At 38.8% G+C, this 23,576-nt stretch carries 19 protein-coding genes; 14 read left to right on the forward strand and 5 right to left on the reverse strand.

Features of this window, described 5'->3' with window-relative positions:
* The first annotated feature begins 3 nt into the window (after positions 1 to 3).
* The 11 genes from kdd (at position 4) to ACHZAX_RS01395 (ending at position 12,712) form a co-directional block, all read left to right on the forward strand.
* Entirely contained in the window at positions 4 to 1,038 is a 1,035-nt protein-coding gene (gene kdd / locus ACHZAX_RS01345) for an L-erythro-3,5-diaminohexanoate dehydrogenase (RefSeq protein ID WP_320017743.1), read from the forward strand.
* Positions 1,038 to 2,300: a lysine 2,3-aminomutase gene (gene kamA / locus ACHZAX_RS01350; RefSeq protein WP_320017744.1), complete on the forward strand. Its 1,263-nt coding sequence runs from the start codon at positions 1,038 to 1,040 to the stop codon at positions 2,298 to 2,300. The genes kdd and kamA overlap by 1 nt, the downstream gene beginning before the upstream one ends.
* Positions 2,287 to 3,294 carry a lysine 5,6-aminomutase reactivase subunit KamB gene (gene kamB, locus ACHZAX_RS01355; RefSeq protein ID WP_320017745.1) on the forward strand — a complete coding sequence of 336 codons (1,008 nt, stop codon included), beginning with the start codon at positions 2,287 to 2,289 and terminating at the stop codon, positions 3,292 to 3,294. The genes kamA and kamB overlap by 14 nt, the downstream gene beginning before the upstream one ends.
* Before the next feature lie 2 nt (positions 3,295 to 3,296).
* Complete coding sequence (gene kamC / locus ACHZAX_RS01360) at positions 3,297 to 4,694, forward strand: lysine 5,6-aminomutase reactivase ATPase KamC (RefSeq protein WP_320017746.1); 1,398 nt, start codon at positions 3,297 to 3,299, stop codon at positions 4,692 to 4,694.
* Between the two features lie 81 nt (positions 4,695 to 4,775).
* Complete coding sequence (kamD, locus tag ACHZAX_RS01365; RefSeq protein WP_320017747.1) at positions 4,776 to 6,329, forward strand: lysine 5,6-aminomutase subunit alpha; 1,554 nt, start codon at positions 4,776 to 4,778, stop codon at positions 6,327 to 6,329.
* Between the two features lie 140 nt (positions 6,330 to 6,469).
* On the forward strand, positions 6,470 to 7,258 hold the full coding sequence (kamE, locus tag ACHZAX_RS01370) for a lysine 5,6-aminomutase subunit beta (protein WP_320017748.1): 789 nt from the start codon (positions 6,470 to 6,472) through the stop codon (positions 7,256 to 7,258).
* Between the two features lie 92 nt (positions 7,259 to 7,350).
* The gene (locus ACHZAX_RS01375) at positions 7,351 to 8,013 is read left to right on the forward strand and encodes a 3-oxoacid CoA-transferase subunit B (RefSeq protein ID WP_101309421.1); all 663 of its coding nucleotides are present in this window, start codon (positions 7,351 to 7,353) and stop codon (positions 8,011 to 8,013) included.
* Positions 8,014 to 8,104: 91 nt separating this feature from the next.
* Positions 8,105 to 9,310: an acetyl-CoA C-acetyltransferase gene (locus ACHZAX_RS01380; protein ID WP_320017749.1), complete on the forward strand. Its 1,206-nt coding sequence runs from the start codon at positions 8,105 to 8,107 to the stop codon at positions 9,308 to 9,310.
* Between the two features lie 230 nt (positions 9,311 to 9,540).
* Positions 9,541 to 10,680, forward strand: a complete 1,140-nt coding sequence (locus ACHZAX_RS01385; RefSeq protein WP_320017750.1) for an acyl-CoA dehydrogenase — start codon at positions 9,541 to 9,543, stop codon at positions 10,678 to 10,680.
* Positions 10,681 to 10,785: 105 nt separating this feature from the next.
* Positions 10,786 to 11,571, forward strand: a complete 786-nt coding sequence (locus ACHZAX_RS01390) for an electron transfer flavoprotein subunit beta/FixA family protein (protein ID WP_124993936.1) — start codon at positions 10,786 to 10,788, stop codon at positions 11,569 to 11,571.
* Between the two features lie 142 nt (positions 11,572 to 11,713).
* Entirely contained in the window at positions 11,714 to 12,712 is a 999-nt protein-coding gene (locus ACHZAX_RS01395; RefSeq protein ID WP_320017751.1) for an electron transfer flavoprotein subunit alpha/FixB family protein, read from the forward strand.
* 111 nt (positions 12,713 to 12,823) lie between these two features.
* On the opposite strand, the gene ACHZAX_RS01400 is transcribed toward ACHZAX_RS01395, so the two are convergent.
* Positions 12,824 to 12,985: a hypothetical protein gene (locus tag ACHZAX_RS01400; protein WP_320017752.1), complete on the reverse strand. Its 162-nt coding sequence runs from the start codon at positions 12,983 to 12,985 to the stop codon at positions 12,824 to 12,826.
* Positions 12,986 to 13,062: 77 nt separating this feature from the next.
* Positions 13,063 to 13,503 carry a hypothetical protein gene (locus ACHZAX_RS01405; RefSeq protein WP_320017753.1) on the reverse strand — a complete coding sequence of 147 codons (441 nt, stop codon included), beginning with the start codon at positions 13,501 to 13,503 and terminating at the stop codon, positions 13,063 to 13,065.
* Positions 13,504 to 14,076: 573 nt separating this feature from the next.
* Here ACHZAX_RS01405 and ACHZAX_RS01410 point away from each other — a divergent pair.
* Positions 14,077 to 14,244 carry a hypothetical protein gene (locus tag ACHZAX_RS01410; RefSeq protein WP_320017754.1) on the forward strand — a complete coding sequence of 56 codons (168 nt, stop codon included), beginning with the start codon at positions 14,077 to 14,079 and terminating at the stop codon, positions 14,242 to 14,244.
* Here the strand turns inward: ACHZAX_RS01410 and ACHZAX_RS01415 are convergent.
* Both ACHZAX_RS01415 and ACHZAX_RS01420 read right to left on the reverse strand, forming a co-directional pair.
* On the reverse strand, positions 14,234 to 17,815 hold the full coding sequence (locus ACHZAX_RS01415; protein WP_320017755.1) for a PKD domain-containing protein: 3,582 nt from the start codon (positions 17,813 to 17,815) through the stop codon (positions 14,234 to 14,236). The genes ACHZAX_RS01410 and ACHZAX_RS01415 overlap by 11 nt on opposite strands.
* A gap of 2 nt (positions 17,816 to 17,817) precedes the next feature.
* Positions 17,818 to 18,873 carry a right-handed parallel beta-helix repeat-containing protein gene (locus ACHZAX_RS01420; protein ID WP_320017756.1) on the reverse strand — a complete coding sequence of 352 codons (1,056 nt, stop codon included), beginning with the start codon at positions 18,871 to 18,873 and terminating at the stop codon, positions 17,818 to 17,820.
* Positions 18,874 to 19,167: 294 nt separating this feature from the next.
* On the opposite strand from ACHZAX_RS01420, the gene ACHZAX_RS01425 reads away from it, so the two are divergent.
* Both ACHZAX_RS01425 and ACHZAX_RS01430 read left to right on the forward strand, forming a co-directional pair.
* Positions 19,168 to 22,056 carry a histidine kinase gene (locus tag ACHZAX_RS01425; RefSeq protein WP_320017757.1) on the forward strand — a complete coding sequence of 963 codons (2,889 nt, stop codon included), beginning with the start codon at positions 19,168 to 19,170 and terminating at the stop codon, positions 22,054 to 22,056.
* Between the two features lie 6 nt (positions 22,057 to 22,062).
* A complete protein-coding gene (locus tag ACHZAX_RS01430; RefSeq protein WP_320017758.1) occupies positions 22,063 to 22,902 on the forward strand; it encodes a LytR/AlgR family response regulator transcription factor in 840 nt (279 codons plus the stop codon).
* 19 nt (positions 22,903 to 22,921) lie between these two features.
* Here ACHZAX_RS01430 and ACHZAX_RS01435 read toward each other — a convergent pair whose 3' ends face one another.
* Entirely contained in the window at positions 22,922 to 23,503 is a 582-nt protein-coding gene (locus ACHZAX_RS01435; RefSeq protein ID WP_320017759.1) for a HutD/Ves family protein, read from the reverse strand.
* Between the last annotated feature and the right edge of the window lie 73 nt (positions 23,504 to 23,576).

The following is a 23,576-nucleotide window of genomic DNA, read 5'->3' on the forward strand; positions in this document are numbered from 1 at the left end:
GAAATGAACAAAGGAAATAAATACGGAACACACAGAGTACTTGAACCAAAAGGTACTCTTCCACAACCAGCTCAAAAGTTGGATAACAGCATGTCGATTTACGACAATGAGGTTTTGATTGATGTTCAAACATTGAATATCGATTCGGCAAGTTTTACTCAGATTAAGGGTGCTTGTGATGCTGATAAAGCAAAAATGGAAGAAATGATTCTCTCTATTGTTGCTGAGCGTGGTAAAATGCAAAATCCGGTAACGGGTTCTGGTGGAATGTTGATTGGAACTGTTAAGGAAGTTGGTCCTAACTTTCCAAATCAGGATTTAAAGGTTGGTGATAAGATAGCCACATTGGTTTCTTTGTCATTAACTCCTCTCAAGATCGAAAAGATTACAAATATTAATCTTTCTAACGATCAGGTGGATGCAGAAGCTCAGGCTATTCTTTTTGCGAGTGGTTTGTATGCTGTTCTTCCAACAGACTTGCCCGAGAAATTGGCTTTGGCCGCTCTTGATGTTGCCGGTGCTCCTGCTCAGGTAGATCGTTTGGTGAAAGAAGGCGACACGGTTTGTATCATCGGTGGTGGTGGAAAATCGGGTGTGCTTTGCTGCTATCAGGCAATGCAGAAAGTTGGGACAAAAGGAAAAGTAATTGTTGTGGAATATTCGAAAGAAAACGCACAGCGAATTAAAGATCTTGGATTGGCAACTGATGTTATTGTGGGTGACGCTACCGATGTCATGAATGTTTACACAAGAGTAACCGAAATTACAGGTGAAGAAGGATGTGATGTTGTGATCAACAATGTAAATGTTGCTTCTACCGAAATGTCATCAATCTTAATCACTAAAGACAGAGGATGCGTTTATTTCTTCTCAATGGCCACATCGTTTAGTAAAGCTGCTCTTGGAGCAGAGGGTGTGGGTAAAGATGTTGATATGATTGTTGGAAATGGTTATGCAATTGGACATGCCGACCTAACATTAGATATTATCAGAAATTCAAAAGGAATTAGAGAATTGTTCGAAAAATTATATGTGTAATGACTAACAACGACAGACGCAGAGAAATGTTTCCTGAGGTAACCGATATTCAGTGGAATGACTGGAAATGGCAGGTGCGTAACCGTATTGAAACATTGGATCAGTTAAAGAAATACATTAGTTTGACTGAAGAGGAAGAAGAAGGAGTTCGCAGATCATTGGCATCATTGCGTATGGCTATTACTCCATATTACATGACTCTAATTGATCAGAATAACCCAAATTGTCCGGTTCGTAAGCAGGCAATTCCAACTGCGGCAGAAGTATATCATTCCGATGCAGATCTTTTGGATCCTCTTCACGAGGATGAGGATTCTCCGGTTCCAGGCTTAACTCACCGTTATCCGGATCGTGTTTTGTTCCTGATTACTGATATGTGTTCGATGTATTGTCGTCATTGTACCCGCCGTCGTTTTGCCGGTCAGTCTGATTCTTCAACACCTCAGGATAATATCGAAAGGGCAATTGAGTACATCGAAAACACACCGCAGGTGAGAGATGTTGTTCTTTCGGGTGGGGATGCTTTGTTGATCAGCGATGATAAATTAGAATATATTATCAGCCGTTTGCGAGCTATTCCTCATGTTGAGATTATTCGTATTGGAACACGTACTCCTGTTGTTTTGCCACAACGTATTACCGATAATTTGGTGAAAATGTTAAGTAAATATCATCCAATTTGGCTGAATACTCATTTTAATCACTCCGACGAGATGACTGAGGATTCTAAAAATGCATTGGCCCGCATGGCAAATGCAGGGATTCCTTTGGGAAACCAATCGGTACTTTTAAAAGGGGTGAATGATTGTGTTCACATCATGAAAAAGTTAATGCACAACCTGGTAATGAACAGAGTTCGTCCTTACTACATTTATCAGTGCGATCTTTCGATGGGATTGGAGCATTTCAGAACTCCGGTTTCAAAGGGAATTGAGATTATTGAAAATCTTCGTGGTCATACTTCTGGTTTTGCAGTACCAACTTTTGTGGTTGATGCTCCGGGTGGGGGAGGAAAAACTCCGGTTATGCCACAGTATGTAATTTCTCAGAGTCCTGGAAAAGTGGTGATGAGGAATTTTGAAGGAGTGATAACAACCTATACTGAACCTTCTCATTACGATAATAAATGTGCTTGTCCTGATTGTGCTATGAATGAGAAACATGAAGGAGTTGCGTCACTACTAAATGGAGATAAGTTATCTATAGAGCCAGATCATTTGTCGAGAAAAGACCGAAATAAAAAGATAGATGCCGTTTCTTAACGACATAGATAAATATAGTAGTCTTTCGATTGTTGGACTTGAAAAAAATACTGGGAAAACCGAGTGTTTGAACTACGTGCTGTCCCGACTTAGGGACAGCCGTAAACAAATTGCTCTTACGTCGATTGGTATTGATGGTGAAAACCGTGATCAGGTTACACAAACAAATAAGCCCGAAATAGAGCTTAGCGAAGGGATGATTTTTGTGACTTCGGAATTGCATTACAAACAGCGAAAGCTGATATCTGAAGTGATAGATGTATCCCGTCAATCAACCAGTTTAGGTCGGTTGGTAAGCGCAAAAGCTTTAACTAAAGGCAAGGTTCTTTTATCGGGACCGGTTAGCAATCATTCCATTAAGGAGTTAATTGCTGATTTAAAAAATAAAGGCGTAGATCTGTGCATTGTTGATGGTGCTTTATCCCGCAAAAGTATAGGATCACCAGCTGTAACCGAGGCCATGATTTTGGCAACAGGAGCAGCTCTTTCGGCAAATATTACGCAATTGGTTTATAAAACTAAGTATGTGTATGATTTGATTCAGTTGCCGGAAATTGAAATGAAATTGAAAACTCAATTATCTGAAGTAGATAATGGCATTTGGGCGATCGATTCGGAAGGCAAGTTTCAGGATACAGGAATTAGTTCTGTTTTGTTGATTCAGAAAGAAAAAGACAAGCTTTTTCAGCATGGCAATTGCTTTTTTGTGAGTGGCGCTGTAACCGATCAGTTTTTAGAATTCTTGAAAAATCAGAAGCAGATTTCTGAAATAAAGCTGATTGTCAGGGATTTTACAAGGGTTTTCGCCAGTCCTGAAACCTATTATGCTTTTGTAAAGCGAGGAGGAAGAATGCAGGTATTGAATAAAACCAATTTATTGGCAATTACGATAAATCCTGTTTCGCCCGATGGTTACCGATTGAATTCGGATGAGTTGAAAAGTGCATTGCAGGAAAAGGTAAATGTACCAGTTTACGATATAAAAAGATTGTAGTAATGTTTCGAAAAATAGCAGCACACACAAGCGGATTGCAATTTCTAATGGAGGATCTTGATTTAAGATCTCCAATGGGAAGACGCTACCTGCTGGATTCGAAAATGATGTGTTGCAAAAATGAAATTGCTACAGAATTGAACGTAGTTGATCAGCTGGTGCAAATTTTGGATCTTAACTCAGATTTGATTTTTAAAATTCAGAACAAATTAATGCATTGCCGTGATATACGCGGAAGCGTGAATAATTTGCTGGGGAATTTAGTTCTTGATGATGTTGAGTTGTTCGAAATTAAGGTATTTGCTTTGTTGGCTCAGGAAATTGTTGAGCTTCAAAAAGAAGAAAAGCAGAGTTTTCTGGAAATTCAAGATTTGAGTGAATTGATTCGATTGTTGGATCCTCAAAATACAAAAATTCCATCTTTTTACATCTACGATAATTACTCAGAGGAATTGGCCGAAGCTCGAAAAGAGTTGAAATTAGCTAAGAGTAAGAATGGTGATTCTGATTTTGAGATTGAAGCTTTATTCAGCAAATCACAGGCAATTGAGGCAAAGGTTCGAGAGGATCTATGTTCTAAAATCTCTTTACACGGAGCCGGTTTAGCAAATGCATTACAGCAGCTTGCTCATTTGGATTTATTAATCGCGAAAGCGGTTCAGGCCAAAAAATGGAATTTTAGTAAAGCGACTGTTTCAGAAGGAAATACAATATATCGGGGCTTGTTTAACCCCATGATTAAAAATGAACTGGCAAACCAGAATAAAGATTACCAGGCTATAGATATTGAGCTTGAAAGTTCGGTTTGTGTAATTACAGGAGCAAATATGGCTGGGAAAACGGTGGTGTTAAAAACACTTGCTCTTTGTCAGTATTTGTTTCAGTTTGGCTTTTATGTTCCGGCTGCATCGGCACAAATCAGCATTGTTGATCAAGTAATGATATCGGTTGGCGACGAGCAATCAGAATTGAATGGCTTGTCTTCTTTCGCCTCGGAAATGTTGAATGTGAGCCGTATGGTAAAAGATTCTAAAAGCCATAAAAATGTTTTGGTTTTGATTGATGAATTGGCTCGGACAACAAATCCGGTGGAAGGCTTAGCTATTGTAAATGCTGTAGCGGATATTTTTTACCAAGGGAAAATAAAAAGCGTAATCACCACACATTACAGTGGTTTAAAATCCAAGTTCAGAAAACTTCGGGTGAAAGGTCTGGACAAGGATTTGGGTGCAAATGTAATCACCCACAAAAATATTAACAGTTATATGGATTATTCATTGGTGGAGGATCTTGAAGGGGAAGTTCCTCACGAAGCGCTTCGGATTGCTTCTTTATTGGGAATCGATAAAGAGATTATTGAAAGAGCGCAGAACCAATTAGCGAGTAAGAATAAATTATGAGTTATTAATTATAAATGATGAATTGTGTAATACAGTTTCCTGATTTATAATTCATAATTCTTAAATCATAATTAGGAAGAAATGGAGAGGAGTAAACTAGGTCTTGACTTTGAAAAAGTTGGATACGCCAAAGAGGTGTCGAAACGAATTGCAGACGATGTTCAAAAATTCGTAGACAACTACTCAACTGTTGCAGTTGAGCGTACTTTGTGTCGTCTTTTGGGAATCGATGGTGTTGATAACAACGAGGTGCCACTACCAAATGTTGTTGTTGATGAACTTCAGGAAAAAGGAGTTTTGAGCGAAGGTGTAATGTTCTTTTTGGGAAATGCTGTTATCGAGACAGGCTTAAACCCACAGGACATTGCCGAGAAAATTGCTGTAGGTCAATTGGACTTAACAACAATTCCGGTTCATTCCACCGAAGAAATTCACCAGGCAATTCAACCTTTTGTGATGAAAAGCATTCAGGTGATTAAGGATCGCAAAGCAAAAAGAGATAATTATATTGATACAATTGGCGAAGGTGAAAAGCCATATTTGTACGTGATTGTTGCTACCGGAAATATCTACGAAGATGTTGTTCAGGCTGAGGCAGCTGCTCGTCAGGGTGCTGATATTATTGCAGTAATCCGAACTACCGGACAAAGTTTGTTGGATTACGTTCCTTATGGAGCAACCACCGAAGGTTTTGGTGGAACTGTAGCAACTCAGGAGAACTTCCGAATTATGCGTACTGCATTGGATAAGGTGGGCGAAGAGGAAGGTCGTTACATTCGTTTGTGTAATTACTGTTCTGGTTTGTGTATGCCCGAAATTGCAGCAATGGGAGCAATAGAAGGTTTAGATGTGATGTTGAACGATGCATTGTACGGTATCCTTTTCCGTGATATTAACATGCAACGAACTATTGTTGACCAGTATTTCTCAAGATTATTGAACGGATTTGCAGGTGTTATTATCAACACCGGAGAAGATAATTACCTGACAACTGCTGATGCATTTGATGAGGCTCACACTGTGTTGGCTTCCGATTTTATTAATGAGCAGTTGGCATTGGTTGCCGGTATTCCTGAAGAGCAAATGGGATTAGGTCATGCTTTTGAAATGACTCCCGATTTGGAAAATGGTTTCCTTTATGAGTTGGCACAAGCGCAAATGATCAGGGAAATTTTTCCGAAAGCGCCTCTAAAATATATGCCTCCAACAAAATTCATGACTGGAAATGTTTTTAAAGGTCATGTTCAGGATGCTTTATTCAATCAAATTTCAATATGGACCGGACAAGGAATTCAGTTGCTGGGAATGCTTACAGAAGCAATTCACACACCATTCATGTCCGACAGATATCTTTCTATTGAGAATGCAAAGTACATTTTCAACAACATGAAGAGTATTGGCGACGAAATGGAATTTAAAGAGGGCGGAATCATTCGTTCTCGTGCTGCAAAAGTTCTTGATGATGCAACTGAATTGGTTAAGAAAATCGAAAAAGAAGGATTGTTCACAGCACTTGAAAAAGGGATTTTCGCTGATATAAAACGTCCAAAAAACGGCGGTAAAGGTTTAGCTGGAGTTGTAGAAAAAGGAAGCAACTACTTCAATCCGTTTATTGAATTATTGCATAAGAAGTAACAAGTACAAAGTACAAAGTATCAAGTCCAAAGATTTGTGTTTTTGGAGTCGGAAAGTCACCCTTTCAGGGGGATTAGGGGGGTGTTAAAAGACACGGCTGCGATTGCATTTGATATTTAAAATATAAAGGAGACAAAAAAATGAGTGGAGGTCTTTATTCAACCGATTCCAACGAATTTGATAAAACACTTGATCTAACTAAGATCAAGCCTTACGGCGATACCATGAACGATGGTAAAACTCAGGTGAGTTTTACTTTGCCGGTAGCCAAAGGTGATGAGGCAATTGAAGCAGCCAAGCAGATGATGAGGAAAATGGGTTTCGAAAATCCTCAGGTGGTGTATGTTCAAGAGTTAATGAAAGGGTTTACATTTTTCAATTGTTATGGAAATTGTATTCATACGGTCGATTTTACAGGAATTACTGTTCCTAAAGTGGAAGCAACGGCTATGGATATGCACGAAACGGATGATTTCATTAAAGAAAACATTGGTCGTTCGATTCGTGTATTAGGTGCCAGTACAGGTTCCGATGCGCATACTGTTGGAATCGATGCCATAATGAATATGAAAGGTTTTGCCGGACATTACGGTTTGGAGCGTTACGAAATGATGGAAGCTTTAAACATGGGAAGTCAGGTGCCAAACGAAGAATTTATCGCGAAAGCAATAGAATTCGAAGCAGATGTTCTTTTGGTATCACAAACAGTTACTCAAAAAGATGTTCACATCAAGAATTTGGTGGAACTGGTTGAGCTAATGGAAGCTGAAGGATTGCGCGAGAAAGTAATTTTAATTTGCGGCGGACCGCGGATTTCTCATGAGTTGGCAAAAGAATTGGGTTACGATGCCGGTTTTGGAATGAATAAATATGCCGATGATGTTGCATCATACGCAGCTCAGGAATTAAGCAGAAGATTAAATAAATAGTACAGAGTCGCTAGTACTTAGTCGCTGGTAGAACTGGTTACTAAAGTCTAAAAACTAGTTACTGATAACTAACTACTTATTACTCAAAAGACATGGATAAAAATGAAATCAGAGAGGTAATTGCCAGGAGAGCTGCTCTCGAATTACACAATGGTGATGTAGTAAATCTTGGAATTGGATTGCCAACAATTATCCCAAATTACGTTCCTGAAGATGTGAATGTGATTTTACAATCGGAAAACGGATTGTTGGGGATGGGTGTTGCTCCTGCTGAAGGAGATGAAGACCCTGATTTTGTGAATGCCGGAGGTGGATTTATTACTTGTAAAAATGGTGCTAGCAGTTTCGATAGTTCTGTTTCTTTTGGAATTATTAGAGGTGGTCATGTTGATGTTACTATTTTGGGAGCCCTTCAGGTAGACGAAAAAGGAAATTTAGCAAACTGGATTATTCCAGGCAAAAAAACTCCGGGAATGGGAGGAGCTATGGATTTGATCGTTGGAGCCAAGCGTGTGATTCTTGCTATGGAACATACTGCACGCGGAAGTCATAAAATCATGACGGATTGTAATCTTCCATTAACTGCAGCAGGTCAGGTAAACATGATTATCACAGAAATGGGTGTTATGGATATCGTTCCGGAAGGAATTCTTTTGAAAGAGATCAATCCATTATTTACAATTGAACAAATTCAGGAAGCTACCGATGCAAAATTAATTATTGCTGAGGATTTAATTGAAATGCGTAAAAATTAATAATAGCAAGTAGCAAGATTTCAGTATCAAGACGTACTGCCAGTTATTCTTGGTACTCACTACTTAATACTATGTACTAAATACGAATATTATGAGAAAAGTATATATTGTTGCAGCCAAGCGAACTGCAATCGGGAAATTTTTAGGAGCATTAACTCCTGTTAAAGCCACTGATTTGGCAGCCACAGTAATCAAGAACATCATTGACGAAACCGGCGTTGATGCGGCTAAAATTGATGAGGTTGTTGTTGGTAATATCCTTATGGCTGGTCAAGGTCAGGGGATTGCCCGTCAGGCTTCCATTAAAGCTGGTATTCCTCAGGAAGTTCCTGCTTACGGAATCAACATGATTTGTGGTTCAGGTATGAAAACAATCAATTTGGCCTATGCGAACATTAAAGCCGGTGAAGCGAATTTGATACTTGCCGGAGGAACCGAGAACATGTCGGATGCTGGTTTTGTAATGCCGGGCACAGTTCGCGGCGGACACAAAATGATGGATTTGAAAGCAGTTGACCACATGGTTTTTGATGGTTTAACAGATGCTTTTGAAGGATACCATATGGGAATTACGGCAGAAAACATTGCTGCTAAATATAACTTAACGCGCGAAGAGCAGGATGCTTTTTCTTTTGCTTCTCAGCAAAAAGCAATGGCCGCTCAGGATAAGGGAAATTTTAAGAATGAAATTGTTCCTGTAGAGATAAAATCCCGCAGAGAAACAATCATTTTTGATGCGGATGAATTCATTAATCGCGGCACCAGCGCTGAAAAATTAGCTGGTTTGCGTCCCGCTTTTAAAAAGGATGGAACGGTAACTGCAGGTAATGCATCGGGTATAAATGACGGTGCTGCTTTTGTACTGGTTGCTTCAAAAGAAGCGGTAAAAGAGTTTGGTTTAACTCCTCTTGCAGAGATTGTAGCTACCGGACAAGGTGGTGTAGATCCTGCAATTATGGGAATGGGACCTGTGCCTGCTATTGCAGGTGCATTGAAGAAAGCGAACATGAAATTGGAGCAGATGGAAGTGCTTGAATTGAATGAAGCTTTTGCGGCTCAATCATTAGGAGTGGTAAAACAATTGTGCGAAGATCACGCTGTTGATGCTGATTTTTTTGCTGAAAGATGCAATGTGAACGGAGGAGCTATCGCTTTGGGTCATCCAATTGGAGCATCAGGAACCCGTATTACCGTAAGTTTAATTCACGAAATGAAACGTTCCGGCAAAGAATACGGATTGGCTTCACTTTGTATCGGAGGCGGAATGGGTACTGCAATTATTTTGAAAAATGTTTAAATAGTACTGAGTAATTAGTTTATAGTAGTTGGTACAAGACAAAGTTTATTTATAGTACTAACTACTAGTGTCAAGTTGAACCTGAAAATAGGTTTAACCAGTCAGAGTGCGAAGCTCCTGACAGCGTTAATTCCACAGATATTCAACATTGTTTGGGTAACACATTACCCGAAATAGCATGGTGGGTCTGATACTAATTACTAACGACTAATTACTATTATCTGAAAAGAATGAATTTTAGCTTAACAAAAGAACAGGAATTATTCCAGCAAATGATTAAGGATTTTGCTGAGAATGAAGTGAAACCTTTGGCTGCTGAAGTGGACGATTTGGAGCGTTTTCCGATTGAGACAGTAGAGAAGATGGCCAAAATTGGAATTATGGGCATTCCTATTCCAAAGCAATATGGTGGTGCAGGCGGCAGTAATGTAATGTACTCGATGGCCGTTGAAGAGTTATCTGCTGTATGTGCAACTACAGGGGTTATTGTATCGGCTCACACATCATTGTGTGCGGCTCCTATTTTGGAGCATGGAACAGAGGCACAAAAGCAAAAATACCTTCCTAAGCTTGCATCCGGAGAGTGGATTGGTGCTTTTGGTTTGACTGAACCTAACGCGGGTACCGATGCTGCAGGACAACAGACAACAGCAGTTGAAGATGGCGATAATTATATTATCAACGGAAGTAAGATATTTATTACCAATGCAGAATTTGCTCATGTTTATGTGATTTTGGCAATGACTGATAAATCACAAGGTACACGTGGGATCACTGCTTTTATCATTGAAAAGGGAACTCCTGGTTTTTCTATCGGAAAGAAAGAAAAGAAAATGGGTATCCGCGGATCTGCAACCTGCGAATTGGTATTCGAAAACTGTATTGTTCCTAAGGAAAACATGTTGGGTAAATTGAGTAAAGGTTTCGGTATTGCTATGAAAACCTTGGATGGCGGACGTATTGGTATCGCGGCTCAGGCTTTGGGCATTGCTCAGGGAGCTATCGACGAAACAGTGAAATATGTGAAAGAAAGAAAGCAGTTCGGGCGTCCGATTTCTGCCTTTCAGAATACACAATTTCAGTTGGCTGATATGAATACCAAAACGGAAGCTTCGCGTATGCTGGTTCGCAAAGCAGCTTACAAAAAAGATGCTAAACTTCCTTATTCGGTTGATGCTGCAATGGCTAAATTGTACGCTGCCGAAACTGCCATGGAAGTAACCAATAAGGCAGTTCAACTTCACGGAGGGTATGGTTATACCAGAGAATATCCGGTGGAGCGTATGATGCGCGATGCAAAAATCACCGAAATCTACGAAGGAACATCAGAAGTTCAGAGAATGGTGATTTCAGCCAATATGTTAAAATAAGGATTTAATTATTCGTAGGGACACGACATGTTGTGTCCGTTTAACACGAAACGATTTAAGGACACAACATGTCGTGTCCCTACAATCCCAATAAAAAGAAAAGAAATGAAAATAGTTGTCTGTATTAAACAGGTACCCGATACAACCGAAATAAAAATTGATCCGGTAACGGGAACTTTAATCCGCGACGGTGTGCCAAGTATTATGAACCCTGATGATAAAAGTGGTTTGGAAATGGCATTGCAGTTAAAAGATGAAAAAGGTGCTCATGTTACCGTAATTACCATGGGGCCTCCTCAGGCCGATTTAATTCTTCGTGAGGCTTACGCTATGGGAGTTGATCGTGCGATTCACTTAACGGATCGGAAATTTGCAGGAGCAGATACTTTGGCTACTTCGCATGCTTTGGCAGGTGCATTACGGAAGATTGATTTTGATCTTTTAATCACAGGCCGTCAGGCGATTGATGGTGATACTGCTCAGGTAGGTCCTCAAATTGCTGAGCATTTGGATTTGCCCCAGGTATCTTATTTGGAAGATTTAAAATTCGACGGAGATAAAACGTTCACAATGAAACGTCATATCGAAGACGGATACCAAATGCTGGAGGTAGAAGCCCCTTGTGTAGTAACCGTTCTTTCATCGGCAAATACACCCCGTTACATGAATGTTGGCGGCATTGTTGATGCCTATCAAAAAGAGGTTGAGGTTTGGGGATTCAACGAAATTGAAGTTGATGAGAAAGATCTGGGATTAAAAGGATCACCAACGAGCGTACACAAAGCATTTGCCCGTGGTTTGAAACCTGCAGGCGAGCTTTACGAAGTTGGTACTGATGAGGCTGTAGGAATCATCATCAAGAAATTAAAAGAGAAATTCATTCTAAACTAGAAACAATTACAATTATAAATTACGAATTACGAGTTGTCAAGCAGATGTTGGTTTTAGACTGTCATTTGAAATTGATAAACCAATTGTAAAAGTTTCCGTAATTCGTAATTATTTATTCGTAATTACTTATTCGTAATTGATCATGAAATTAGAGGAATACAAAGGCATTTACGTTTTTATCGAACAACGTGAAGGCATCATTCAGAACGTAGCTTTAGAGTTGCTTGGACAGGCCAGAAAGCTGGCTGATGAGTTGAACGACAAAGTGTACGCAATGCTATTGGGACATCAGATTACTGATCAGGCACAGAGCTTAATTGCCCGTGGTGCCGATGAGGTGATTGTTGTTGATGCCCCAGAATTAAAAGAATATACTACAGAACCATATACACAGGCAATTTGCCAGATTATCAACGAAAGAAAACCGGAATCTTTATTTATCGGGGCAACCACTTTAGGCCGTGATTTGGGGCCAAGAGTTTCGGCCCGCGTTGGCACTGGTTTAACAGCTGATTGTACCAAAATTGAGATTGGTGAAAATGGCGAAATGCTAATGACCCGTCCTGCTTTCGGAGGTAACCTTATGGCAACTATTGTTTGTAAGAATCACCGTCCGCAAATGGGAACGGTTCGTCCGGGTGTATTGTTTGCCATGGATGCTGACGAAAGCCGTACCGGAGCTGTTGTGAACTATGAGGTGAAGTTCAATGCCGCTAAGTTTCGTGTGAAATTGTTGGAAACCGTAAAGGAAGACAACAATTTAATTGATATTACCGAAGCCAGAATTTTGGTTTCAGGTGGTCGTGGAATTGGTAATAAAGAAGGTTTTGAGGCAATGGATGCATTAGCAAACACATTGAATGCGGAAGTTTCGGCTTCCCGTGCCATGGTTGATGCCGGTTACATTGGTCACGACCGTCAGGTAGGACAAACAGGGAAAACTGTTCGTCCCGATTTGTACTTTGCATTTGGTATTTCAGGAGCCATTCAGCATGTTGCCGGTATGGAAGATTCTGATTTGATTATTGCCGTTAACAAAGACAAACACGCACCAATTTTTCAGGTTTCCGATTTGGGTATCGTTGGGGACGCTAAACAAATCATTAAAAAGCTAACCGAGAGATTGGAGAAACAAAATTAATCACACCATTAACTACAAGTTGAAAGACTCGCTCGATTATTTTCGGACGGGTCTTTTTTTGTGAAACCTGACGGAGTCTTTAGACCCGTCAGAGTTGTAAGAGATGAAGAATTAGATTTCCAACCAGTCATCCATCTCGATAAAATCGACCTGTTGCAGATGCATATATTTAAAATTTGTTTCATCATCGAACCATTCAATTACTTCTTTTCGTTTCAGATTGGTCGGTTTGCCCGATAAACAAGTCAGATAGCTGCTCCACGGATAGTCCACAGCAATATCCGTAAATCCATGATGGATTGGGTTGTTGTGGATGTATAAGACCAGTGTTCGGAAATAAGTTTCGTCTTCTACCAGTTTTCTTTTAAAAGGGCGTTCGAAAAGGGATCCTGTTCGTTGGTACTTTTTATTAATGTATTTGGAGCAGGCATTAAAAAGATGTGAAAAGTGTTTTGTGGGATTTGGCTTTTTGATACCAACTCTATCAGGTTCTTCGAACTCTGACTGACACTTGGTTGGGTTTGAAACCTGACGGAGTCTTTAGACCCGTCAGAGTTTAAATGTTTGTAAATCCCAATTTCTTTCTCCGATTTTATTCTAATCAGTAAATGAAAATGATTAGGCATTAAAACCCAGGCAAAGGTATCTGCAACTGGCTCAATATACTTCTCGTAAAGTTTTAGGAAGTGCTTGTAATCATCTGTCTCCCGATACAAATTACATCCATCAATACCACGATTATAAATGTGATAGTAAGTATCATATTCTAAAGGAATCGTTGCTGACGGCATTTTGTTTTGGTTAGTTATTGTTTAAACCAGACAGGTTTATTTACAGTTTATTTGTTAACCTGTCGTTTTTTTTTTGGTTCTGAATTGATTTTAAAAATACAAAAACAATAATCAAATTTTCTTAAATCAATCAAATTATTGTTTATTGGAGTGATTCCTTTAGCTAAAGCTTCTAAAAAACATCCTTCAACATCAAGGCAAGGTTTTAAACCATTGTGCTGATATTATTACTGTATCAGAAGAATAAACGAGAGTATTTGCGTAACAGATTGTATGCTCAGCTGAATGAATGATGCTGTCTGCAAATAAAATTATACTGTCTGCTGAATAAATAATCTATTCAGATGACATCTGAATATTTCTTTTTCTCATCGGAAACAGTTGTTTTTTCATCTGATATTATCATTCATTAAGATGACTTGTATTAAATTTATCTGAGTAATCTAATTTATCAGTTTTATTGATTAATTATTAAGCTGAGTATATTATTTCGAATAAGTTGAGAGCCATGGCGGGCGAAAGAAATCTAAAAGTTTTAATAATTGCATGCCGTTTTGAAATCCAAAAAGGCAGGTGAATTTAACAATCAATAACAGCGGAATAGGTGTTGAGTTTGTTTCGATACAGAATTTTGTGAAGCCTTTGCTGTATGCAATTGAGATCGTAAATAAAAAGGGAACCCGTTACAAACAGATTCCCTTCCCTCTAACTAAAATGTACTTCTACTACATCATTGTTTAACAATTTTGAAGCTGACAGCTTCGTTTTGGTTGATAAAGTGAACAAAATACAATCCTGCCGGATAACTTGTCAAGTCTAGAGTGGTTGTTGGTTCCAGTTGTTTGTACAAGATTAGTTTTCCGGCTGAATCGAACAGTTTTACCTGTATGTTGGTTGAGTAATTGAAATTTTCATGCAAATCGATCACCAACTTTCCTTTTGTTGGGTTCGGATAAATGGAGATGTTCTTTTTGATAAGCTCTTCAATTCCCACCAAAATGACTTCTACCTGTTCGGATATTTCTGATTTACATCCATACTGATTCCAAACCTCTACGGAATAATTTCCATCCTGCGACGGCGAGAATTCCTGATTGGTGGTTCCATTCTGCATTTCGTTGTTGCGATACCATTGGTATTTGGAGGCAGAGGTTGAATACAGTACGCCATCGATGTAAGTTGCGACAGGAATTTCCGGTAAATCATGAACGGTTACTAATACCTGATCGGCAGCCGAACAGCCATTGCTGTTTTCCACACGAAGAGTGCAGGTGCCGGTTGAACCGATTTCATGTGCATATGTTCCTTCCACATTGTTCCAAAAGTAGTGAGCGTAGGCATCCGAAACTGTAAAAGTATGAGTTTCACCCTCGCAAAGATCAATATCGTCACCTAAATTAATATCCGGACTTTCATTAAAGGTAAGAGTCGCCGCATCCGTTGCTTCGCAGCCATTGGTATCCACCACTTTCAAAGTATAATCTCCTTCCGCGGAAGCGATGAATTCGTTTGTACCTTCTGTATTGTTCCAGAAATACTGCGCAAAATTATCCGCCACACTAAAAGAATGTTCACTGCCTTCGCAGATTTTCACATCGGCCCCTAGGTCAACAGATGGTGCAGTGTGGAAGGAAAGATTAACCACATCTGTAGTTTCGCATCCGTTGGCATCAATCACTTTTAGAGTATAATCTCCTTCCGCCGAAGCGATCAATACGTTTGTACCTTCCACATCGTTCCAGAAATATTGTGCGAAATTGTCCGCTGCACTAAAAGTATGCTCGCTGTCTTCGCAGATTTTCACATCGGCCCCTAAGTCAACAGATGGAGCAGTATGGAAAGAAAGATTTGCCACGTCAGTTGCCTCACATCCGTTGTTGTCCACCACTTTTAGGGTGTAATCTCCTTCCGCCGAAGCGATCAATTCGTTCGTACCTTCTGCATTGTTCCAGAAGTATTGAACGAAATTATCCGCTGCACTAAAAGTGTGTTCACTGCCTTCGCAGATTTTGATATCGGAGCCCAAATCAACTGTTGGAGCTGCATGAAATGAAAGATTTACCACATCTGTCGCTTCGCATCCGTTGTTGTCCACCACTTTTAGGGTGTAATCTCCTTCCGCCGAAGCGATCAGCTCATTTGTGCCTTCTGCATTGTTCCAGAAGTATTGAACGAAATTATCCACTGCACTAAAAGTGTGTTCACTGCCTTCGCAGATTTGCACATTGGCCCCTAAGTCAACAGATGGTGCAGTGTGGAAGGAAAGATTAACCACATCAATAGTTTCACATCCGTTGGCATCAATCACTTTCAGAGTATAATCTCCTTCCGCCGAAGCGATCAACTCGTTGGTGCCTTCTGCATTGTTCCAGAAGTATTGAACGAAATTATCCGCTGCACTAAAAATGTGTTCACTGCCTTCGCAGATTTTCACATCGGCCCCTAAGTCAACAGATGGTGCAGTGTGGAAGGAAAGATTAACCACATCAGTTGCTTCACATCCATTGGCATCAATCACTTTCAGAGTATAATCTCCTTCCGCGGAAGCGATCAATTCATTTGTTCCTTCTGCATTGTTCCAGAAGTATTGAACGAAATTATCCGCTGCACTAAAAGTGTGTTCACTGCCTTCGCAGATTTTCACATCGGCACCTAAGTCAACCGATGGTGCAGTGTGGAAGGAAAGATTAACCACATCTGTAGTTTCGCATCCGTTGTTGTCCACCACTTTTAGGGTGTAATCTCCTTCCGCGGAAGCGATCAATTCATTTGTTCCTTCTACATTGTTCCAGAAATATTGAGCGAAATTATCAGCTACGCTAAAAGTGTGTTCACTGCCTTCGCAGATTTGAATAGCTGCGCCCAAATCAACTGTTGGTATTGCATGTATGCTAATCAAATCTGTCATGCTTGAAACATCTGATAAGGAATAGGTATCATTGGTTGCTGTTAATGATACGGTAAACGAACCAGCTGTATCGTAAGTGTGCAGAGGATTTTCTTCGGTACTTGTACTTCCGTCACCAAAATCCCAAAGGTAAGTTTCCCCGTCGGTTGAGTTGTTGGTGAATTGTACATCTGTTGGTCCGCAGCTTTCTGTTTTGTCGGCGATGAAATTGGCAACAACCCGAGCTAACCTATTAATTGTATCGGTAGTTGCAACGCTCCACTGTTTGGTGTCATCAAGGAATTGAACATGAATGAGCTGATTGTCTCCAATGGGAAGCTGATCGAGATGAATGGATTCTGACAAGGTGAATGGAGTAATCGATTCACTTAAATCAATTTGTTTGATACTTGTTACATCATCATTAAACCAATAACGGTATGAGGTGATTTTTCGGGCAATAATTCCGGAATTGCTGCCATATTTTCGAATAAAAGATGTCGCTGGAACGCTCCATTGATTCGAATCATCTTTGAAGCGCATGTGTATGGAATGAAAGCCACTTGCCAGCAGTTTGGTGTCCAAAACCTGATTGATTACAGCAGTATCGGCTAAAGGCAAAGATGAGGCAATTCGATTGCTGAAATCATCATCTATCCAGTATTCAAAACCATTAATTTTTCGAACGATACTTTCTGTTCCAATTTCGTATTTTCTGAAAAAAGAAGTTGCAGGAGTGCTCCACTGCTTTGAATCATCGCGAAAGCGAAAGTGCATGGAGTGGAATCCGGCAGCTAAGCTTTTTGTATCCATCGCCTGATTCAGATTGGCGATGTCGGTAACAGGAATTGCCGAAGCATGTCGGCCGGCGAAATTATCATCAATCCAGTATTCAAAACCATTAATTTTCCGAACGATACTTTCTGTTCCTATTTCGTATTTTCGAAAGAATGATGTTACAGGAGTACTCCATTGCTTTGAATCATCACGAAAGCGAAAGTGAATGGAATGAAAGCCTGCAGCTAAGCTTTTTGTATCCATCACCTGATTGAGATTGGCAATGTTTGTTACAGGAATTGCTGAGACGATCCGACTAGCGAAATCATCGTCTATCCAATATTCAAACTTCGAAATATTGCGGGTGACAGCAACTGTTCCGTCAGGATATTTCCTGAAAAAATCAGTTACAGGTACGGACCATCTTTTAGAATCATCTCTGAACCTGAAATGGACAGAGTGAAAACCATCGGATAAGCCGGTAGTGATTGTATTATTGCTTAATTCAAGTGTTGCAACTCCCGTTTCTGTAACTGATATTCGAGATGTAAAATTATCATCGAACCAGTATTCATACTTGTCAATGTTTTGGGAGTAAAGAGTATGTGTAATTGAAAAAAGCAATAGTAATAGAATTACTTTTTTCATATTTATCTGTTTTGAGCTGAGATTTTAAATTGAATTGGAAGATCGCCATCGGTATTGGTTGTTCTTGATATGGTTTTTTCTTCGATTAATGGAATAACAGGTGCACAATTGTCTTTGTAAGGAGTTGGATTATCTAAATTGTCTTTGGTTCCGTAAATTCCAATCTGGGTTCCATCGTCTCCGTTAATAGCGTCGTAAGGAGCCTGTAAATGCAAATCAAAATCGTAAGCGTAGATAGTTGTTGTTCCATCCCAGCTTGTAAAAACAGATGCGCCGTTTGATGCTGCTACGATTTGATTACTGGTAAAAGTATTGTCGGCTATTGGGTTAGTTTGGTAATCGTAGTCGCTGATGATAAGATTATTTTTCAGGTTTACGTTATTACTGCTTCGCAACAAGTAACTGTTTGTGGGATTGCTATAATAGATAATATTATTTTCTAATGTGCATTCAGAACTGGAGAAACAGATATAGCCTTCTGTTCCTTGTAGGAAAACATTATTGGCAAACAATCCATATTTTGCAGATTGGATGTAGTTTCCAAAAATATTTTTTTCGAAGATGTAAGTTGTACAGCTATTAATGTATGTAATACCTCTAATGATGCATTCCGAAACGATAAATGATTCTGAAAAAGCGATGGTTGAAGGTAAGTTGATGTTTTTCAGGTTGCAACGGTTAATGGCATATCCTGTTAGGTCTGAGGCATTGTAATTAGCCATATCGATATCATCGCAGTAAACACCTTCTAATTTGCCTTTTATGGCACCGGCTCTAACATAAATAACACCCGAAACTTCTGTTATTCCTGTTGCTGCAGTAGTGGTTGGATGATGTCCGGCACCAAATATTGTGAGTTCTTTGTTAATGTGAAGATTTTCGATAAAGTTACCGGCCGAAATGTAAATGGTATCGCCTGCTGCGGATGCTGTTATGGCAGTACTGATTGTATTGTACATACTTGCAGTACCTTGGTGGTGAAGAATAACCCGTCTTTGTGCTTGTCCGGTAAAAACGATTGTAAAGAAAACAGTTGTCAGGAGTAGAAGTTTTTTCATTTTTTTGAGTTTTAGATTTGAATTTTCTTTTAAAAGTAGTTGGATTCAATGGCAAGTCACAGAGGAAAATAACAAGTGGTAATTTGGGGTAATAAGTGGGCGTTTTTTAAGAATCAAGCATATATATATTCTGACAGTTTGTTTCCTTTGGATTGTCTTATTATTTACCACTTGTTACTCTATCTGCTCACTTGTTATCTATTGAATCATAATTCAGAATAGAATTCCTATCTTGGTATTTGTATTTAAAAACCCCTTATATCTAAACTCAAAATGAGGAGAAGCTGTCTCATCATGTTCCTGATTTTTTTGACCTTTTCTGTGTTTGCACAGCAGCGTCCATATATCAATTATACAACTCATTCGGGTTTGCCTCAAATTCAGGTTCGGGCAATTCATCAGGATCATTTAGGATACATTTGGGTAGGAACTAAATCTGGTTTGGTGAAGTTCAACGGAGAAGAGTTCGAGAATTACCTGCCAAATCAAAGTATTTCCCAAATTGAAAGCGATTCGAAAGGACGGGTTTATGTGAAAACCTACGATCAGCTTTATCGATTTGATGGCAGGGATATGTTGCTGTTAACTGACTTCAAAAATCCTGCTGCGGTGATTATAGGGAATAAAGAGTATTGGATCTTGTCTGAAAATTGTCTTTTTCAGTATCAGGATACATTTGAAATAAAGCGGTTTGTGCCGGATGTGGATTTTAAAGGGGTCATAAACTCGGTTGCATATGTAAAGGATAAAGCTGGAATGTATTTTACAATGCAGGATTTAAATCAAATCTTTATAATTGTAGATGGAAAAATTGGGCGCGAAATTAAATTTGAAGGTGCTAAAAATCGAAAGGTTTTATCTTTAAAGGGAGAGAAGATTGTTTTGGTGGAGGAGGAAAATGAGGACATCCATTATCTTAATCCGGTTGATAAGAGCAATTATTTTAGTGTTTACCGAACCAACAACCGGGTTGATAGTATTAAAATAAACCATTTGCCTGTAAAGGATTACCTGTATGTTAACGACTATTCTTTTTACCGTTTGGATAGTGTTACAAAATCCTTCACAAAATTTGATTTGGCTTTTATAAAAGCACCATATCCGGCTATTTTAGACCGGGACAATAATATTTGGGCTGGTTCGGACAATGGCTTGTATCAAATATTCAACGGACCCATATCCAATTTTCCCAGAAGCTTTATGAATGATTTCTGGACAATGATTAAAGGGGATGACGGGAATTTTTATGGTGCTGTATATAAAGATGCTTTGTATCGTTTGGACATGAAATCTCAAACCAAGGAGGAAATTCTTGCTCCGGGACCATTCCACCGAAAGGAGACTGATTATTATTATGGTGCTTCGAAAGATAAAAAGGGCTTTTTGTATTTCCCAACGCATTACGGATTGGTGAAATACAACTACAAAAACACAAAGAAATTCGATACCGGCATTTCCTTGATCACGAAATACGATTCTGTTAGCAACCGAATTATATTCGGACAAATGAACGGACTTGGTTTTATCGGTGAGAAGGAAAATATTGAGATCGTTATTGATTCAAGCAAGCAGTTAGTTCCTTCGCATCCTAAAACAATAGATTTTGATGATGAGGGAAATATTTGGATTGGGACAAATGGTTGTCTCACCAAATACGACCGAAAAAAGAAATGTTTTTCAAAAATAGAGGGAGGTCCTAAGTATGGTGTTTTTTCCATCCATAAAGATGTAAAAGGAAATTTTTGGATGGGAGGGAAGGATGGTTTGTGGTTTTACAATTCACAAAATAAGGAATTTAGAAGAGTCGACGATGGAATTATCGAAAACAACATTGCCGGAATTATCTCGAAAAGTGATGAATTACTGATTGTAGGAACTTCTTTGGAGGTTTTTGCCATGGATTTGGCATCATTTTATTCCAAAGGAAATATCCGCATGAAGCTGTTTAATTTTCGAAATGGCTTTTTGTCCGAGGAGGTTTGTCAGAATGGTTTTTTACTCGATAAAGATTTGTTGTACGTTCCTTCTACAACATGCACTTCGGTTATTGATCTGGCTAAAGTCAATTTTGATACTGATTTTTATGATGTGCGAATTACAAGTCTAAATGATAAGGGAATAAGTTATTCGGATACAATTACCAGATCAGTAATTTGCATGAAAAAAGGTTGCAATGAATTGGATTTATCTTTTGAAGCGATAGGTTTTGGTTTGCCAACCAATCCAATGTTCAAATACAAGTTGGATGGTGTAGATAGGACTTGGAGCGATTGGACAAAAAAGAAGTATGCAAACTATCGGAATTTGGCTTCGGGAAATTATTGTTTTCATGTTATGGCACGCCCAGGCGGAAATCCAAATGTTACAACACAAAAAGAGGATCATTTGCATCTTAAAATTTCACTGCCCTTTTATAAGGAGCCTCGTTTTTATCAGCATACTTTAATTGGTTTTGTAATATTGGTGTTGATACTTGGTTTTTTTGTTCATTCCAGAATGCATATTAAAATGAAAATGTTGGATCGGGAACGAAAAATTAAATTTCTTGAAATTGCCACGCTCCAAGCACAATTAAATCCTCATTTTGTTTTTAATATTTTATCGTCAGTACAGAATTTAATCAGTTTGCATAAGCCCGAAAAGGCCAACGAATACCTGATTAAGTTTTCGAGATTGATTCGTGCTTATATGGAGGCATCTATTAAATCATCAAAGGTTTTATTGGGAGCTTCGGTTAGCAGTGAAATTACGATTAAAGAGGAAGTGGATTTATTACAGATGTATATTGAATTGGAGCAGGTAAAGCACAAAGAACGGAAGTTTGATTTTGAAATTAAACTGGATTCTGATGATTTGCAAAACAAAACAATTCCGCCGATGATTTTGCAGCCTTTGGTAGAAAATGCAATTAAACATGGTTTGGAGCCTGCTGATAGAATTGGATTTCTGCAAATCCATTTTTCGGATCGGGAAGATGGTGTGGAGTGTATGATTCGGGATAATGGAATTGGACGGGAACGTTCTCAGCAAAATAAAAAGGATTCGATCAAATTGTATCAGTCCAGAGGATTAGAACTAATCAATAAAAAAATTGAAATTCTCAACGATATGGATTATAAAATTAAGATTGAATACAAAGATCTTGATGAAGGAACAGAAGTAAGAGTGACATTTACTAATTAGCAGGTTATGCAAGAAGTTTATACAGCATTGGTAGTTGAGGATGTTGAAGATACATCAAACTACATCAAACAAAGAATCGAAAAATTATGTCCTTTAATCAGAGACATTCAACAAGCATTTAGTATTGATGATGCCTATGAAAAGATTAAAGCGAATCATTTCGATATCATATTTCTGGATATTCAATTGCCTAAAGGAACGGGTTTTGATCTTTTGCGAATGCTTTCGGATGAAGGCAAAATCGACTTTGAAATCATTTTTATAACGGGTGAAAGTGCAAAGGAGTTTACCCTTAGAGCCATTAAATATTCGGCTCTCGATTTTCTTTACAAACCTTTGGATGATACGGATTTGATAACTGCTGTAAATAAGGCAACCGAGAAATTAAAATCACAATATTTCAACCGGCAAATAAGCTTGCTTTTAGATCGGGTTGGGGACAGTAACATAAATAAAACCAATAAAATTGCTTTGCACCTGCACAATGGTATTGTCGAATTTGTTACTGTCGATGAAATTAAATACCTGGAGGCCGATGGGGTAATTGCCTACGTATTTTTAAAAAATGGGAATCGACTCACTACCACCAGAAATTTGGGTTATTATAAAGAGATGCTGATGATAGATTATAATTTCTATCCCATAAGCAATAGCTTATTAGTAAATCAAGATTACATTTTGCGTTACAATCACAAGGAGTTGCAACTAACTCTTAACGATGGCACTGTTTTGTTTGCTTCAAAACGTTTTGGGAAAAGCTTTAAAGACACCTTTACTCAGCAAAATAATAACGGATCAAAAGTTTTGCGAAGTATCGCTCACTTGTGGAAACGAATGCTCGAATAATATTTGAAAAACCGAAATCTTAAATGGTGATTTCCGAGAGGATCACCTCACTATCTCTACTTCCTGTTAGTTGCAGGTTTGCGCTGCCAAACTGAGTAATCACCAAGAGGTTTCCTTGTTGCAGCTGATGAATTTTCTGATTTATAGTCAGACTAATTTCACCTGAGAAAATATATCCAATCAGGAAATCCGTTTCTTTTTCAAGAGGTAAATTTACAATCTGTTTCTTTTCAATAGAAAGAGCAGTGATTTCTCCTTTTGCAGTGCCGCGTGTCATCAAGTTAAAGTCAATGCATTTTCCAATCGATGAGGTTTTCCAATCTCCATCAAAGCTGTCGGTATCGAATTTGCCAAGCTTTTTGCTGTAACGATTTTCGTGAATGATTTCTATTGCTCCATCTAAAATCATGATTTTTCGGGATACACCGGGTAGGGAAGTGAAATCGGATTTCTCAACTTCTACCGTGGCTGTGCTTAGTCTAAAAGCAAAATCTCTTTGCTGGTAATCTGATTTTGCAGGGTAAATATAAAGTTGAGTACTTGTTCCGCCCGACCAATTAATTGTATTGAAGTCTTCAGTCCTACTAATTTCGAAATTCATGTTGTCGTTTGTTGTATTTGGAAATCAAAATTACGAAAGACAAATGAGATTTAAAGTGCAGCTTCCCATTAAA

It is taken from the genome of Labilibaculum manganireducens (assembly GCF_963665805.2).
Taxonomy (GTDB): domain Bacteria; phylum Bacteroidota; class Bacteroidia; order Bacteroidales; family Marinifilaceae; genus Labilibaculum; species Labilibaculum manganireducens.